Source organism: Neorhizobium galegae (assembly GCF_017877055.1).
GTDB classification, from domain to species: Bacteria; Pseudomonadota; Alphaproteobacteria; order Rhizobiales; family Rhizobiaceae; genus Neorhizobium; species Neorhizobium galegae_D.
This window is the reverse complement of record NZ_JAGIPG010000002.1, coordinates 1,469,861-1,482,649: the sequence shown is the minus strand read 5'-3', so window position 1 is coordinate 1,482,649 and position 12,789 is coordinate 1,469,861. Positions and strand designations below refer to the sequence as shown.

At 59.3% G+C, this 12,789-nt stretch carries 25 protein-coding genes; 22 read left to right on the top strand and 3 right to left on the bottom strand.

Features of this window, described 5'->3' with window-relative positions:
- Positions 1 to 71: 71 nt before the first annotated feature.
- A complete protein-coding gene (locus tag J2857_RS17775) occupies positions 72 to 329 on the bottom strand; it encodes a hypothetical protein (protein ID WP_210011400.1) in 258 nt (85 codons plus the stop codon).
- On the opposite strand from J2857_RS17775, the gene J2857_RS17770 reads away from it, so the two are divergent.
- From J2857_RS17770 to J2857_RS17685, 18 genes are all read left to right on the top strand, one after another.
- Positions 328 to 1,032 (top strand): LexA family protein, encoded by a 705-nt coding sequence (locus tag J2857_RS17770; RefSeq protein ID WP_245363400.1) that lies wholly within the window; start codon positions 328 to 330, stop codon positions 1,030 to 1,032. The genes J2857_RS17775 and J2857_RS17770 overlap by 2 nt on opposite strands.
- A gap of 151 nt (positions 1,033 to 1,183) precedes the next feature.
- Positions 1,184 to 1,696 (top strand): hypothetical protein, encoded by a 513-nt coding sequence (locus tag J2857_RS17765; protein ID WP_210011399.1) that lies wholly within the window; start codon positions 1,184 to 1,186, stop codon positions 1,694 to 1,696.
- Positions 1,697 to 1,734: 38 nt separating this feature from the next.
- Positions 1,735 to 2,070, top strand: a complete 336-nt coding sequence (locus tag J2857_RS17760) for a hypothetical protein (RefSeq protein ID WP_210011398.1) — start codon at positions 1,735 to 1,737, stop codon at positions 2,068 to 2,070.
- Between the two features lie 522 nt (positions 2,071 to 2,592).
- On the top strand, positions 2,593 to 2,790 hold the full coding sequence (locus J2857_RS17755) for a hypothetical protein (RefSeq protein ID WP_210011397.1): 198 nt from the start codon (positions 2,593 to 2,595) through the stop codon (positions 2,788 to 2,790).
- A gap of 89 nt (positions 2,791 to 2,879) precedes the next feature.
- Positions 2,880 to 3,182 (top strand): hypothetical protein, encoded by a 303-nt coding sequence (locus tag J2857_RS17750; RefSeq protein ID WP_210011396.1) that lies wholly within the window; start codon positions 2,880 to 2,882, stop codon positions 3,180 to 3,182.
- Positions 3,183 to 3,184: 2 nt separating this feature from the next.
- On the top strand, positions 3,185 to 3,367 hold the full coding sequence (locus tag J2857_RS17745; protein WP_210011395.1) for a hypothetical protein: 183 nt from the start codon (positions 3,185 to 3,187) through the stop codon (positions 3,365 to 3,367).
- Entirely contained in the window at positions 3,364 to 3,681 is a 318-nt protein-coding gene (locus J2857_RS17740) for a hypothetical protein (RefSeq protein ID WP_210011394.1), read from the top strand. The genes J2857_RS17745 and J2857_RS17740 overlap by 4 nt, the downstream gene beginning before the upstream one ends.
- Positions 3,674 to 3,814 carry a hypothetical protein gene (locus J2857_RS17735; RefSeq protein ID WP_210011393.1) on the top strand — a complete coding sequence of 47 codons (141 nt, stop codon included), beginning with the start codon at positions 3,674 to 3,676 and terminating at the stop codon, positions 3,812 to 3,814. The genes J2857_RS17740 and J2857_RS17735 overlap by 8 nt, the downstream gene beginning before the upstream one ends.
- Before the next feature lie 3 nt (positions 3,815 to 3,817).
- On the top strand, positions 3,818 to 4,195 hold the full coding sequence (locus J2857_RS17730; RefSeq protein WP_210011392.1) for a hypothetical protein: 378 nt from the start codon (positions 3,818 to 3,820) through the stop codon (positions 4,193 to 4,195).
- Positions 4,188 to 4,433 carry a hypothetical protein gene (locus tag J2857_RS17725; RefSeq protein ID WP_210011391.1) on the top strand — a complete coding sequence of 82 codons (246 nt, stop codon included), beginning with the start codon at positions 4,188 to 4,190 and terminating at the stop codon, positions 4,431 to 4,433. The genes J2857_RS17730 and J2857_RS17725 overlap by 8 nt, the downstream gene beginning before the upstream one ends.
- Complete coding sequence (locus J2857_RS17720; RefSeq protein WP_210011390.1) at positions 4,426 to 5,526, top strand: phage Gp37/Gp68 family protein; 1,101 nt, start codon at positions 4,426 to 4,428, stop codon at positions 5,524 to 5,526. The genes J2857_RS17725 and J2857_RS17720 overlap by 8 nt, the downstream gene beginning before the upstream one ends.
- Positions 5,523 to 5,825 carry a hypothetical protein gene (locus tag J2857_RS17715; protein WP_210011389.1) on the top strand — a complete coding sequence of 101 codons (303 nt, stop codon included), beginning with the start codon at positions 5,523 to 5,525 and terminating at the stop codon, positions 5,823 to 5,825. Before J2857_RS17720 ends, J2857_RS17715 begins: the two co-directional genes overlap by 4 nt.
- Positions 5,822 to 6,079 carry a hypothetical protein gene (locus J2857_RS17710; RefSeq protein ID WP_210011388.1) on the top strand — a complete coding sequence of 86 codons (258 nt, stop codon included), beginning with the start codon at positions 5,822 to 5,824 and terminating at the stop codon, positions 6,077 to 6,079. Before J2857_RS17715 ends, J2857_RS17710 begins: the two co-directional genes overlap by 4 nt.
- A 166-nt stretch (positions 6,080 to 6,245) precedes the next feature.
- Positions 6,246 to 6,560: a hypothetical protein gene (locus tag J2857_RS17705; protein ID WP_210011387.1), complete on the top strand. Its 315-nt coding sequence runs from the start codon at positions 6,246 to 6,248 to the stop codon at positions 6,558 to 6,560.
- Positions 6,550 to 6,915 (top strand): hypothetical protein, encoded by a 366-nt coding sequence (locus J2857_RS17700; protein ID WP_210011386.1) that lies wholly within the window; start codon positions 6,550 to 6,552, stop codon positions 6,913 to 6,915. Before J2857_RS17705 ends, J2857_RS17700 begins: the two co-directional genes overlap by 11 nt.
- A complete protein-coding gene (locus J2857_RS17695) occupies positions 6,912 to 7,439 on the top strand; it encodes a hypothetical protein (RefSeq protein WP_210011385.1) in 528 nt (175 codons plus the stop codon). The genes J2857_RS17700 and J2857_RS17695 overlap by 4 nt, the downstream gene beginning before the upstream one ends.
- A 71-nt stretch (positions 7,440 to 7,510) precedes the next feature.
- Complete coding sequence (locus J2857_RS17690; RefSeq protein ID WP_210011384.1) at positions 7,511 to 7,801, top strand: hypothetical protein; 291 nt, start codon at positions 7,511 to 7,513, stop codon at positions 7,799 to 7,801.
- A 421-nt stretch (positions 7,802 to 8,222) separates the two neighbouring features.
- Positions 8,223 to 8,648, top strand: coding sequence for a hypothetical protein (locus J2857_RS17685; protein WP_210011383.1), 426 nt, complete (start codon positions 8,223 to 8,225; stop codon positions 8,646 to 8,648).
- A 242-nt stretch (positions 8,649 to 8,890) separates the two neighbouring features.
- On the opposite strand, the gene J2857_RS17680 is transcribed toward J2857_RS17685, so the two are convergent.
- Complete coding sequence (locus J2857_RS17680; protein ID WP_210011382.1) at positions 8,891 to 9,604, bottom strand: hypothetical protein; 714 nt, start codon at positions 9,602 to 9,604, stop codon at positions 8,891 to 8,893.
- Between the two features lie 108 nt (positions 9,605 to 9,712).
- Positions 9,713 to 10,279, bottom strand: coding sequence for a hypothetical protein (locus J2857_RS17675; protein ID WP_210011381.1), 567 nt, complete (start codon positions 10,277 to 10,279; stop codon positions 9,713 to 9,715).
- Positions 10,280 to 10,650: 371 nt separating this feature from the next.
- Between J2857_RS17675 and J2857_RS17670 the strand changes: the two genes are divergently transcribed.
- The 4 genes from J2857_RS17670 to J2857_RS17655 are packed head-to-tail and all read left to right on the top strand — an operon-like array spanning position 10,651 to position 12,750.
- The gene (locus J2857_RS17670) at positions 10,651 to 10,854 is read left to right on the top strand and encodes a hypothetical protein (protein WP_210011380.1); all 204 of its coding nucleotides are present in this window, start codon (positions 10,651 to 10,653) and stop codon (positions 10,852 to 10,854) included.
- Entirely contained in the window at positions 10,800 to 11,387 is a 588-nt protein-coding gene (locus tag J2857_RS17665; protein ID WP_210011379.1) for a hypothetical protein, read from the top strand. Before J2857_RS17670 ends, J2857_RS17665 begins: the two co-directional genes overlap by 55 nt.
- Entirely contained in the window at positions 11,384 to 11,689 is a 306-nt protein-coding gene (locus J2857_RS17660) for a helix-turn-helix domain-containing protein (protein ID WP_210011378.1), read from the top strand. Before J2857_RS17665 ends, J2857_RS17660 begins: the two co-directional genes overlap by 4 nt.
- Positions 11,575 to 12,750 (top strand): tyrosine-type recombinase/integrase, encoded by a 1,176-nt coding sequence (locus tag J2857_RS17655; RefSeq protein WP_210011377.1) that lies wholly within the window; start codon positions 11,575 to 11,577, stop codon positions 12,748 to 12,750. Before J2857_RS17660 ends, J2857_RS17655 begins: the two co-directional genes overlap by 115 nt.
- The last annotated feature ends 39 nt before the right edge of the window (positions 12,751 to 12,789 follow it).

Here is a 12,789-nt window from a genome sequence, read left to right as displayed (position 1 = left end):
AGGTCGGGCATCCCGGCGGCAGGTGGCGCCGCTCTTGCGAGCAGAGCGCGGGGGAACGGTATCGAGGCGCGTCATTCAGCAGCCTCAGGTATCTCTGCGGCCGGTTTCGGACGCGGCACATCTTCAGGCCAGACGCAGCCTTTCGGCCAGTTTTCGGAAAGCCACAGCGTTGCGGTCTCAAGGCGTCGGGAACCGACATCAGCTCCGCTACGGAGTTGGCCGATCCGCTTACCGTCATTGAAAACGCGCGATGAGAGCGTCGCCTCCGCAATACCTGCCGCGCGGCAATAGGTTTCAGCAAGAATTAGGAATGAGGAAATCACAGCCATGGCAGACACCATGCGGGACATATACCGCACTTGTCAACGGCACATGTCCCGCTCGCAAGTACGTGAGTTTGCGGTAATAATACCGCACATGAAGAATATGCTGAAATCTCAAATCCTTGGGCGCGTCGAAGAACGCTTAAAAAAATTGGGAATGAGCGAGCGTAGGGCGGGCGTCCTCGCTGCCGAGCAACCCGATCTCCTACGTGGGTGGCGCGTCAAGGACGCACTTCCTCGGATCGACAGTCTCATCCAGATCGCGCCCGTCTTGGAAACCACGCCGGAATATCTCGCGTTTGGCATCGAAAACGATGCTCGCCAAAGCGTCCCAAAGATCTCTTGGGTAAATGCCGGAGCGTTCGGAACCGCAGAAGCCGTCGTAGACATCTCGGACGCGCCACGCATTGAAGTGGCAGGCTTAGGAGATGGCGAATTCTATGCGCTCGATGTGCAGGGGGATTCTATGGATCGCATTTCTCCGGACGGTTCGACAATCGTCGTCAACCGCAAGGATACTCGCCTGGTGCAGAATGCATGCTACATCGTTCTGGATGGCGAAGGTGGCGCAACTTACAAGCGTTATAGGCAAAGCCCAACCCGGTTTGAGCCAGTATCAACAAATGCCAGTCACGAGCCAATCTTCCCGGACAACGACAATATCCCGGCAATTTTCGGTCGGGTGGTTTTGAGCATTCTTAAGATGTGATTTCGACTGCACGCTCCGATTGGTGAAAATTTACCGACTGAGATTATGATCCGATCGGTACGATCGCTGCGGCGATCCGAGAAATCGCAAAGGGTCCTTATTGACGCCGTGCGTGGTCAGGGTAATTGTGGGTTGTATCTGGGGGTGTGCTATGAAAAGTCAGTTGATGGTTTCTGTCGCTTTGGCGGCGTCGGTTGTCCCTGCCTGGGCGGGGTTCGGAAGCTGGTCCGTGGAGATCGAAGACGATCCATTCTCGGGGGGACGGCAGGTCGCCGTCTCGATCTCGACCTCGATCCGCTCGGGCGTTCTTATCCTCTGTGATTCATCAAAGGACGGCGTGGTAGTGCGTGCCATTCCGGGCTTCGCTTTCAATGGAGACATATCCGGCTTCGTGCCGAGCATTGAAATCGCGATCGACGGCAAACGATTGATTTCAACGGAGGGCGAGACGGGCTCGGTAGGCGACAATCTGGCGATCTCGCAAGTATCTCTATCCGTCGACGACACGAAAATCTTCGTCGATGCATTTGCCAAGGCAAAAAAACAAGTCGCTATTAAGGATGGGATCAGCGATCGACCGCATCTGATGGCCGCGAACGGGACAACCAAGGCAGGCACCGCCCTGCGCGATTGCCTTGCAAGGCAGCCAAGCAGCAAAGGCTGAGTTTAAGTCCAATGATTGGTCCCGTCTGGGAGGGCACGATGCTGAACTATTGCAAGATGCTGGCGGCAACAGCCGTGTTCGTCGGACTTTCCGCAATCCCAAACACCGCCTCGGAAAATCTTACACAACTTGCAATGACATTCGGGGATGTTCTGGGAGCTGAGAAAACCTGCGGCCTCAGGTTCGATTCTGAAGCAATTAAGGCATTCGTCAAAGCAAGGGTGCCGGCCAACGACATCGACTTTATGTCAACAGTCGCAACCTCCGTGAAGATCGCTCCCATGCAATTCAACAAAATGCCGGCCGGACTCCAGGTGGCACATTGCACACAGATGGAGCGCCTCGCCGCTCAGTTTAAGATCCTCGCGAAATAGATCTCAACACCACGGCCTACGACGCCCTTCCCAGGTCCGCGCCAGCTCCTTCTGACAGGCTGATCGCCCCGATCGAGCTTCCGTTGCGCATGACTAGGCGCAATTTCTATCCATACCTGTCTTCAACTCTGCCTTTCCAGAAAACCAGCAGGTATGGGCCAGCAGCGGCTCCTTAACCCTCCAAGCAGCTTGCAATCCAAGAGCCCATTCTGCGGTGCATTTTCCCGACTTTCGACCGGCACGAATACCCCCCGCAGTCGCTAGCGCGGCCGCGAAGCAAAGACGGCTCAGCATGTCAAACTCCGAATCAATAGCGAGGTACTGAACATATCCCGCGCTATGTGCATTTGGAACGAAACATGAAAATCGCGGTATTTATCCCGCACACGACTTGACGCGGGATATATACCGCATTATCGTTTCTCCATCCGACCCCCGCCCCCCGGTCGGATATCCCCGCCGCAGAGGACCTGCGCACCACGCGGTGCGCAGGTCCAGCGGCCTAACCGGATGGAGAAAACCATGCAGCAGCAGACCGCCCACAGCCCCGCCGTCGCCCGCAACGTGCGCGCCGAGATGACCAGTTTCATGCTGGAAAATCCCAACTGCACTAAGGAAGACCTGAAGATCACCGGCGGCTTCAACGAGCGCGAGATCACCATTCACGCCGGCCCCGCCTCCGAAGCAGCCGACAAGCGCTCGAAGCGCCGCATCGCCTGATCGACGATCCGATTTCGGTGTCCGGCCGGACCTGCAGCCTGCAGGCGATCACAACGGCCGGCATCCGAAACGGATGGAAGGATCAGGGCATGAGCAATACCGAAACGTTCGAATCCTGGGCAATCGTCGAGCTTATGGGACATCGCACCCGCCCGGGCCTGGTGAAGGAAGTGGAGATCGCCGGCGGCAAGATGCTGCGCATCGACATCCCCATCTCGGAAACAGAGACGGTGACCGAGTTCTACGGAACCCCGGCGATCTATTCGATCCGGCCGGCTACCGAAGAACTTGTCCGCGACCAGGCCGGTTATTCCTATCGTGATCCGCGCCCCATCCGTCCGGTCGATTATCGCCCGCAGCCGGCCATTGCCGCCGACGATTGCGAGGACTGACCATGATCCATATTACCCCCATGACGCCGGAGAGCTGCGAGCTAGAAGCCCGCCGCAAGGATCACGGCACGTTCCGCGAACAGCTCGTCGAGGCGCACGGCCCGGTTTTCGACGGGATGGCCGGTCTGATGCTGCTGATCGTCATCTGCCTTCTCTGGGTCCAGGTCTTCGGGAGCCCGCTATGAGCGCCGATGTCCTAAACTTCCCCGCAACAGGCCGTCCCAGGCTGCGCCTCGTTTCGGATACGCGGCAGGAATGCCGCGACCACGTCAGGCAGGAGCTTACGGCGATCGCCATGCACCTTCAGAGCGCGACGGCTCATTTCGGCATGCTCGCTGAAGGCCGCCTGAGCGATATCGACATGGCGAAAGGCGCCGACGAACTCGAAGCCGCGCTCTTCTTTGCTCTCACCCTCAAAGGCTGCCTGCAGGGTGACCGCTCGCTCCGCAACATGCTGCTGTCCCGGCTCGAAGAACGGGAGATCGGCGACCATGGCTGAAATCATCTTCCGGGTTCATTTCGCGGACGGCACCAAGCTCGACATTCCCGCAGCCAATGCCAAGGCGGCCGGCGAGGCCGGCGAGAACCGCAACCCTTCCAAGATCACCAAGATCAAACGCGTGAGGGGATAACCAATGCCCGACATCACCCTATGGAAACCCGAACCGGATCTGATCCTGCATCAGGCTCTCGGTAAGCTTGCCGAAGAAATCGGCGAGTTGAACACGATCGTCGCCAGGATCCTTATCCAGGGAGCAGACGGCCGCGACCCGAAGACCGGAAAGCCGAACGCCGAGGCTCTGCAGGAAGAGATCACTGACGTCTTGTCCGCTGCCACCTGGCTGCAGCAACTCGGACACGGCGCGGTCCTCACGGATCGAGCAAATCGCAAGCTGCAAGGCTATCTCGAATGGCAGGCGATGCTCGAGGCGGATCGAGACGGCACGGCGGCCAACGAATACGGCGCGCCATGTGACGAAGCCCCGCTGCAGGAGCCCGCCGTTCATGGTTGATTTCTCGATTAGCCCCCTCGCCGTTTTATCCGCCTTCGCCGATCGGCAGGTAAAGCTGCCGCTCCGCCTGTCCGACAACGACGTCGGCGTGATCCTCGACGATCTGGGCGCGGACGTCATCACCATCGACGTCAACAGCTATCGCTCTGATGCCGATGCGGAAGCGATCGCGGCGCTGCTCGTAAATGCGGTCAACCACGTCGCCGGCCTGAAGCCATGGGAGATCTCCCATGGCTGACGGAAGCAAGATCGAATGGACCGACGCCACCTGGAACCCGATCACCGGATGCAAGGTGGTCTCGCCCGGCTGCACCGACTGCTACGCCATGAAGCTCGCCGGCACGCGGCTGAAGCATATTCCCAGCCGCAAGGGCCTGACGATCGACACAAAGGCCGGCCCGGTCTGGACGGGCGAGGTCCGCTTTAACGAGGAGTGGCTTTTGCAGCCGCTCACATGGAAGCGCCCGCGGATGATCTTCGTGGTCGCCCATGGCGATCTCTTCTCCGAGAACGTGCCTGACGAGTGGATCGACAAGATCTTCGCCGTCATGGCGCTGGCGCCCCAGCACATCTTTCAGGTCCTGACCAAACGGCCAGACCGGATGCGGGCCTATCTGACCCGGCCGGCGGGTGATGGCAAACAGGACGTCCGCAACCATCTCGCCTGGGAAGTGACCGGCCAGATCATGAACGCATGGCATCCGAATTGGAAGAGCGAGGACATCAACGGACCGCACCGATCGCGGGCGATCGGCGCATTTTCAAAGTGGCCGCTTCCGAATGTCTGGCTAGGCATCTCCGCCGAGGATCAACCGCGGGCCGAGGAACGCGTTCCGCCGCTCCTGGACACCCCGGCCGCACTTCACTGGATCAGCGCCGAACCATTGCTTGGACTGATCGAGCTCCACAAGCTCCGTCACGGAGCAGGCTGGATGGACGCCATCGCCGGCTATGACGACCACAACAGCCGTTACGGAGCTGTGACGCGTCGCAGGCTCGGCTGGATCGTCGCAGGCGGCGAAAGCGGGCGACGCGCGCGGTCTGCGCACCCGCAATGGGTCCGCTCACTCCGGGACCAGGCCGCATCGGCTTCGATCCCGTTCCTGTTCAAGCAATGGGGCAACTGGGCGCCGTCGTCCCCTGATCAGGCAGCCGGTAATCTCCACTCCGGATGGGTCGCCCTTTCCGGCAGACGCCCAGCCAAGGCCCACGAACTCTATCCCCAGGCCGGCGCCGCCTTCATGGAGCGCATGGACAAAGGCGATGCCGGCCGGCTGCTCGACGGCGAGCTCCACAACCAGTTCCCCGAAATCCAAAGGATGTCACGATGACCGGAGGCAATCGTAAACTGCCCGACGACGAGAAACTGCGCCGCGATGCGGCAGCCGGGTACGGCCTGGCCCAGATCGCGGCGCGCTACAGCGTCTCGACTGACCATCTCAATCGGCACCTGCGGCAGCTGAAAATCAAGGTTCCGAATAGCGCGTTGCCGGCGGAAGATCGCTCCGATTTCGCGAAGTATGTCATCGAGCGCAAGGTGTCCGCGACCGAATATGGCGGCTCGATTGTCCAGCGCATCAGCTTGCCGCGCATCTCGATGCATGTTGCAGCCAGGGAAGGACGGCCATGACGGACCGCCAGCCCGTACTGGGCGTTCACGAGAACTTTGCAGCCGAGGCGGAGGGCACGCCGCCCAAGCCGGTGGGCTGGGCGCAGTTTTATATCGACGGTACGATCCTCGACTTTTCAGATGATCCCGACGAGGTCGCCAGCTGGGAGGGTGACGGTCTGCCGGTCAAGCCGCTCTTTGAGCATCCGCCAGTTGCGGGGGTCGCTTCGGCTGCTCCCCCACCACCCCAGTCACATGTGCGTGGTGACGAATGACCACTCAAACGCACAAATGCAAAGGCGTCAGGGTGATCTACGAAGCCTCCTGCGAATGCGGATGGCGCTCTGACCCACACTATGGCGGAAAGTTTGGCGATGGCGGTCGAGCAGCCGCCTACGCCGATTGGCGGTCGCACAAGCTGAAATGCGAAGAGGAAAAGTCATGAGCAAGACTGCATCCCCATCGCCCCAACCGAATGTGGTCGGCCATTGGCACCCGATTGCGCAGGTGGACAAGAGCATCGATCGTGTCATCGACCTGCCGGACCTCGGCTTGAAGATCACAAATTCAGAGAGTTACTGGATGCGCGACGCCGATGGCCGAACCTATCGTGCGACATGGGCCGACGATGGCAAGCGGGCTTACTGGTGGGACTTCGATAACGAAAGCCCCGTCGATCCGGTCGAGTTTATGCCGCACCCCCTGGACCCGCGCTTTGCCACTACGGCAACGGAGGGCGGCGCCGATGGACGGTAAGCAACTCCACATCCTGCAGCACTCGCTCGGCTTGGATCAGCACGGACGCGGCACCTTCTATCGGAACCGCTTTGTCACCGGCGAAGGTAGCAAGGACCACGCCGACTGCATGGCTCTGGTCGAGCAAGGGTTCATGACCCGGATCGCCGACGTCAAGATGTACGGCGGCGATGATTTTTTCACCGTCACCGACGAAGGGAAGCGCGCGGCCGTCGAGCACAGCCCGCCGCCGCCGAAACTCACCCGCAGCCAACAGAATTACCAGGACTGGCTGAATTACGACAGCAGCCTGTCTTTCATCGAATACGTGAAAATGAAAACTCACCTTCGCGCGAAGGAGGCCGGACGAGCATGACAAATTCTGTCACCGCAGCGCCCCAACCGAATATGCTGCAATGGAAGGCAGGCGGCGTGCCGCAGCGGTTCGTGGCTGAAGCCGACGGCCGGTTAATGTATGAGGTCGGGCTCCACCAAGGTGAATGGTACTGGCTTCACAACTGGTATGGCCTTCACAAGGCGCCCGCCGAATCCGAGCAACACGCAAAGGAATTGGCGCAGGCGGATTTCTCGTCTCGCCAACCATCGCCCCAACCGAATGGGCCGGTGGCTAGAATTGTGCGCGCCGCTGCTGACGACAAGCCTGGCTTGGTTGCGGAATATCTCGACGGCCCGCGACTGCCTTTCGGCACGCTGCTCTACACCCACCCCGCCGGCACCCCGCCCATATCGAGTGAAGGTCCTGCCTATTTGGACTTCATCACTCCCGACGAGATCTTTGATAAGGGGCCGGATGCGGTCAAAAAGTGGCAGGAGGCCAAGCGCGCCAAACTGCGACCTCTCGGGGCATCACCCCAGAATAATTTGGAGGACTCGAAATGAGGACCCCAAAATTTCTTCCGAAGCCCGTGAGGAAGCAAGGTGGCGCGAGGCCAACGAAGCTTTCCGACCAGATGGCAAACCAAACTGCGGAGTTTGCGGCTAGCAGCGCTGCACATTTCGACAATCAGTCTGTCGCGGCATTTTCCTACGCCATGCGCGTCAAGCTCGCCGTTAAGCGGCTGGATGGGCGCGGCGGTTGGCAGGACAAAGAGCAGTGCTCCGGTGAATACCTGTCGCGCCTTCTGCGCGAGCACGTCGAGAAGGGCGACCCGATCGACGTCGCCAACTTCTGCATGATGCTCCACCAGCGTGGCGAGCGCATCAGCCCATCACCCGAACCGATTGCGGAGGCGTCAAGATGAAGACACCCTGCCTAGATGTTCACTCACACAGGCGCACAGGTGCATCGCTCGTGAACGAAGGTGCCACGGGCATCGGTGATCGTTGTAGTCGTGCACAGTGGCGCCCAACCGGCCTTTGGGCAAGCAACCGGTCCAATGCGGATGTGCCCGCCCCGGCGGCTCTTTATCGTTTCAGAACGCTCCGTTTGCGGCAGGTCGGCCGCAAACGTCGCCGGGGCCGACATCAGCAGCACCGCAAAAATTCCCAATATTCTCATATCTTCCCCCTTGTTCGAACCGAATTGGCTCCGACGGCATTCTGCGTAGTTCGGAGGAAAACTAGTTTAGGCCGCCTTGAAATGCAACCCAAGAGGGAGGTGATTGACGAAGGTCACCTTCGGCGAGGCGACAACCGTTTTGCCACCGCGACGGAGGGCTGCCGATGAGCATCCTCACCTTCGTAGTCGTCTGCTTAGTATGTGGGCTGTTCTGCGCATTTCTCGCCACATTCGTGCATTTCGCCGCCAGGTGGCGCGATCCCGCTCCGGCTCTGGACGCCATCATTGCCGAAGCCGTCAGCGAGACAATCATCAAGGTTATCGACGATTGTCTGCCTTCACTTGCCGAAGAGGTTCTTACCAAGAAATTCGAACGCGAACCCGATCTGGAACTCACCAATGCCGGGTTCGGATGGGCTCTCTCGATCGCCCTGCGGAAACACTGGCCAGACCTCGACGGCGAGACGGCCTCACGGTGGCTACGGGAATACATCGCCGTTCCGCATGGCCGCAAAGGCTACACGTGGACTTATGCCACCGCTTGCGAGATCGCAGCTCAATACGTCTCAGATTTCGGAGAAGCAGCATGACCATGACAAATTCTGTCACCCCTGACGATAAAGACCGCTGCCCGATCTGCACCGAGCCGTTGAGGCCAGAAGACCTGTGCGCCACCGACATCGAGCTTGGCACTTGTCATGCTGAATGCCTGCAGGGTTCGCCCGTCGTCAATCTCGATACCGGCGACGAGCTGTCGGACGGAAAGGTCGATACCTACCGTTACAGCGAGGTCATGGGCCCGCCAGCGCCCCAGATGAGTCTCGTCATGATGTCAGCGGCGGGTTTCACCGATCGCATCTTCGACATAGGCGATGAAATCCAACGCGATCTCCCTGCAATCGTCGGCGTACCCCGCCAAGTTCTCACAGATGACGAGCATAGTGAGTGCATAGTGGCGATATTCCTGCGGGCTTATCTCATCATCGCCGATTTTGCTGATGTGGTCGGTGACTTCCTGAAGGCGACTATCGACGTCGAAAAGCAGATCGGACCATGCCCGTCCTGCCCGTCGATCAATCCGCGCTTCGAACTCTGCGAACTGCTGATTATCAAAAGCAGCCTTGAGCAGCATCAGATAGCTGCGGAAAGCCTCCAGAGGATTGAGCTGCGGAACGTGGCCTTCCTCCAAGCTCCAAAAAGTCGCGACCAATTCGCACCTCATTTTCAGCGAATCACAGACGGTCATCACATGCCGTGCCAGGGAAAAGTCGCGGCGAAGTCCGAGCCTCAGATTTTCACGCTGGAAGTGATAAGCTTCGCGGACTTGGCGGGCGACATAGTAAGCCGTCGGAATGCCGGCGAGGATCGCAGCCCATGTGCCCAGTGGCGACAGCCATTCTCGCAGACACTGTTCGTCCTTGGCGCCCGTACAGAGCTTCTGATCGAAGAAACCCGTCAGCAACAAAAAGACGAACCAGCCTCCAAGAAAACAATAAGCAACAATCCAGCCAAGGTCCTGGAAGGATATTCGGTCTCGGCTCGCCAAAGTACAGCTCCTGATCATCGGTTTGTGTACGTTACCGATGCGGACGATGAGTCGGCAATGGTGGCTGCGTTTTCCCGGCACCCCGCTCCCCCACAGGGGATGACTAAATCAGCCGGCGGGGATTCTTGCTTTATGGCCCTCCGGGAGCTCACACAGTTTCTTGTAGTGGTAGCCCTCGAACGCCCAGACCTGACCCCATATCCGATGCCAGGCGGGAATGAAAATCCGCTCGCTTTGGGGGTAGAACTCAGTCGCACCGATAGCGTCGTTGTACGCCTTGCAGTCAAGTGCACGCAGCGTCGGCGGTTCATCCCCGGTAATGCGGAGCATCTTACCTTTCCAGCCACTCAGTTGGTCGATGGTGGGCTCATCGCATTCCTCGATCTCGGCAAGAAGCGCGTAATAGTCGCGCTGGAGGGCCTGATGGTCGCGGGCTCTGCCTGCGAAATCGAATACGAGTTGCGAGGCGCCGATCAGCGCCGTCGCGCCCCCGGTATAAACAGCAGATTGGCCGATGCCGAAATTTCGAAAGAAATCTGCCATCGCCACTGCCCCGAGGACAATGACTGCGAAGTTGCACCACCGGTTCCACCGATCGAACGTCATGCGTCTGCCTGTGTGATACAGCGCATTGCGCAAGACGTTAAAAGCTACATTTTCACGATCGGTGGCCATCTCTTCCTCTATTTCTTCGGACCCACCGGTGCAGAGGGTCGAGGTGCTACAGGTTGGCGTGGACCGGTACCGGCGCCAGGGTTCGGTACAAATGTAGACGCTTGCGCCTGTGGTTGCCTGACGCCTGCGCTTCGCTGCTCAAGCGAAGGTTGGCGTGGACCAGCGCTGTCAGCACCCGTCACCACTTTCTTCTCAGTCATCATCGTCTCCATGTGGATCGTTCGCGTGGGGATGTCAGGTGCTGGATCGCGTTCCCGCGCGGTTCAGCACCGCTTATTCGAGGTTGAATGTGCGCCCTCCTGCTCGCCGACGTCAATCTGGTTTTGGTCGCATCCACCAATCAGTTTACAGCGCACGAAAGGCGATCGGTGATGACCATCGTCAAGCACGAAAGCAAGATGGAGATCACCTGCAACTCCTGCCCGGTCACCTACTGCCGCTCCTACGCCGAGGAAGATTTCAGCATCCTCTTGGAGGACATCAAGGCAGAGGGCTGGCGCATCAAGCGCGAGGCCGCCGAATGGACGCATCGCTGCCCGGATTGCTCCAGGTGGACGGAACGGAGGCTGCTGTGACCCGCCGCCCCTCGCCCGGTCAGGAGAAACTGGCGCAGATCCGTGCCCGGCACCAGTCGGCAAGCGCCGTCTGGCTACTGGTTCCGGAGGGCAACCGCCTGGCGCTCGCCGTGCCGGCGGCAGATGACGCGGAACCGGACCTGGTCGCGGTCTTTACCGAGACGGCCGGCCATGACGAACTTGAGTTCTTCCGCCATGCGCATGGGGACCTGTCGTTCGTGCTGCGCCAACTCGATCGGGCAACAGGCAGGATCGAGGATCTTTATCAGAGGTATCCGGACGCCCGCCCGAAGACCCCTCCGGACTACGCAGGCGAGTGCGCGATGCTCTGCCGCAACGATCTCGCGTTCCGACGCTGGTTGATGAAATGCCACGACCTGGAAGACGCGAGTGACTTCGAGCGGATCAAGACCCACGTCCGCTTCCGCCTCCGGATCGAAAGCCTGGGGCAGTTGAACACTGACCCGGCCGCGGCAGAAATCTGGAAAAAATTCCGCAATGATTTTCGCGCCTGGGCAGGGAGAATGCGATGACCGAGCTCGACCTCCTCACTCCGGCCGAGGCGGCCGCCATGCTGACGATCAGCGTGAAGGTCTTGCGCGAACACGTCGATGCAGGCGAGATAGCCTTCATTCCGAAAGGGTCCGGTAAGAAACGACCGCGTATGGCTTTCGATCGGAAGGATATCCTCGACTTCATCAACCGCCGCAGGATGCGTAAATGTCCACCTACAAGCCCAAAAACTCGCCGTATTACCACTTCGACTTCCAACTTGGGGGTCATCGGTTTCATGGAACGACGGGAAAAACTTCTCGCCGAGAAGCGGAAAAGGTAGAGAAGGACGAACGCGAGAAAGCCAGAAAGTCGGTCGAGGCAGCGAAGAACGCCGATGGCGGCCCGCTGACGATCAATGCCGCAGCCGATCGCTATTGGCTGGAAAAGGGCCAGCTGCATGCGAACGCCGACACGACCTCAACCGATCTCGCCAGGCTCATCGCATACTTCATGCCCGACACGCTGCTAAGCGACATTAGCGATGCGGAGGTTGCCAAACTCGTTCAGTGGCGCCGCACCCAAACGGCATGGGGCAAGGCGGAGACTGCCGATGGAAAGCCGATGAGATTCGTTTCGGCTGCCACGGTAAACCGATCCACCACCCTGGTCCTCAAAAAGCTCTTCACGCGCGCTAAGCGCACATGGAAATACACCTTCCCGAATGAACCTGATTGGAAAGAGCACTTCCTTCCAGAGCCAAGAGAGCGCATTCGCGAGGTGCACGAGCACGAGGGCAAAGCTATCGACGCGAAGATGAGGTCCGATTACGAGCCGATCTTCGCGTTTGCTCGGGCGACCGGCCTTAGGCTCGACGAGTGCCTGATCGAATGGTCAATGGTGAACTGGCAGACCGGATGGATAACGCGTGACGGCAAGGGCGGGCGGCTGGTCAAGACCGCGATCACGTCGACCGTGCGCGACATCCTGCGGCCGCTGATCGAACATCACCCGAAGTTCGTCTTTACCTACCAGGCCAAGCGGGCTCGCAAAGCAGACGCATCTTACAAAGGTGACGGGCAAACACGCGTTCGCGGCCAGCGCTATCCAGTGACCTACTCGGGCCTGAAGGCGCAATGGAAGAAGTTGCGCAAGGATGCCGGCCTTGTTGATTTAAAATTCCACGACTTTCGCCACGACGTCGGCACCAAGCTTCTGCGCAAGACCGGTAACCTTAAAACCGTTCAGAAGGTGCTCAATCACGCCGACCTCAAGACGACCACACGCTATGCCCACGTCCTCGATGAAGAGGTTGCAGCAGCGATGGAGAACCTTCACTCGGAGCAGAAGCGCAGCAAAGAAGCCCCGAAAAAGTCCCGAACCCCGAAGAAAGGGGCGGCGTAAGATGTTGCGGTAGAAGCATAATTCAGCTTTGGCGTATTT

Bases quoted from the DNA above. Each gene is read 5' to 3' on its own strand.
- J2857_RS17770 (WP_245363400.1), top strand. From the start codon at position 328: ATGGCAGACACCATGCGGGACATATACCGCACTTGTCAACGGCACATG.
- J2857_RS17775 (WP_210011400.1), bottom strand. From the start codon at position 329: ATGGCTGTGATTTCCTCATTCCTAATTCTTGCTGAAACCTATTGCCGC.
- J2857_RS17765 (WP_210011399.1), top strand. From the start codon at position 1,184: ATGAAAAGTCAGTTGATGGTTTCTGTCGCTTTGGCGGCGTCGGTTGTC.
- J2857_RS17760 (WP_210011398.1), top strand. From the start codon at position 1,735: ATGCTGAACTATTGCAAGATGCTGGCGGCAACAGCCGTGTTCGTCGGA.
- J2857_RS17755 (WP_210011397.1), top strand. From the start codon at position 2,593: ATGCAGCAGCAGACCGCCCACAGCCCCGCCGTCGCCCGCAACGTGCGC.
- J2857_RS17750 (WP_210011396.1), top strand. From the start codon at position 2,880: ATGAGCAATACCGAAACGTTCGAATCCTGGGCAATCGTCGAGCTTATG.
- J2857_RS17745 (WP_210011395.1), top strand. From the start codon at position 3,185: ATGATCCATATTACCCCCATGACGCCGGAGAGCTGCGAGCTAGAAGCC.
- J2857_RS17740 (WP_210011394.1), top strand. From the start codon at position 3,364: ATGAGCGCCGATGTCCTAAACTTCCCCGCAACAGGCCGTCCCAGGCTG.
- J2857_RS17735 (WP_210011393.1), top strand. From the start codon at position 3,674: ATGGCTGAAATCATCTTCCGGGTTCATTTCGCGGACGGCACCAAGCTC.
- J2857_RS17730 (WP_210011392.1), top strand. From the start codon at position 3,818: ATGCCCGACATCACCCTATGGAAACCCGAACCGGATCTGATCCTGCAT.
- J2857_RS17725 (WP_210011391.1), top strand. From the start codon at position 4,188: ATGGTTGATTTCTCGATTAGCCCCCTCGCCGTTTTATCCGCCTTCGCC.
- J2857_RS17720 (WP_210011390.1), top strand. From the start codon at position 4,426: ATGGCTGACGGAAGCAAGATCGAATGGACCGACGCCACCTGGAACCCG.
- J2857_RS17715 (WP_210011389.1), top strand. From the start codon at position 5,523: ATGACCGGAGGCAATCGTAAACTGCCCGACGACGAGAAACTGCGCCGC.
- J2857_RS17710 (WP_210011388.1), top strand. From the start codon at position 5,822: ATGACGGACCGCCAGCCCGTACTGGGCGTTCACGAGAACTTTGCAGCC.
- J2857_RS17705 (WP_210011387.1), top strand. From the start codon at position 6,246: ATGAGCAAGACTGCATCCCCATCGCCCCAACCGAATGTGGTCGGCCAT.
- J2857_RS17700 (WP_210011386.1), top strand. From the start codon at position 6,550: ATGGACGGTAAGCAACTCCACATCCTGCAGCACTCGCTCGGCTTGGAT.
- J2857_RS17695 (WP_210011385.1), top strand. From the start codon at position 6,912: ATGACAAATTCTGTCACCGCAGCGCCCCAACCGAATATGCTGCAATGG.
- J2857_RS17690 (WP_210011384.1), top strand. From the start codon at position 7,511: ATGGCAAACCAAACTGCGGAGTTTGCGGCTAGCAGCGCTGCACATTTC.
- J2857_RS17685 (WP_210011383.1), top strand. From the start codon at position 8,223: ATGAGCATCCTCACCTTCGTAGTCGTCTGCTTAGTATGTGGGCTGTTC.
- J2857_RS17675 (WP_210011381.1), bottom strand. From the start codon at position 10,279: ATGGCCACCGATCGTGAAAATGTAGCTTTTAACGTCTTGCGCAATGCG.
- J2857_RS17670 (WP_210011380.1), top strand. From the start codon at position 10,651: ATGACCATCGTCAAGCACGAAAGCAAGATGGAGATCACCTGCAACTCC.
- J2857_RS17665 (WP_210011379.1), top strand. From the start codon at position 10,800: ATGGACGCATCGCTGCCCGGATTGCTCCAGGTGGACGGAACGGAGGCT.
- J2857_RS17660 (WP_210011378.1), top strand. From the start codon at position 11,384: ATGACCGAGCTCGACCTCCTCACTCCGGCCGAGGCGGCCGCCATGCTG.
- J2857_RS17655 (WP_210011377.1), top strand. From the start codon at position 11,575: ATGTCCACCTACAAGCCCAAAAACTCGCCGTATTACCACTTCGACTTC.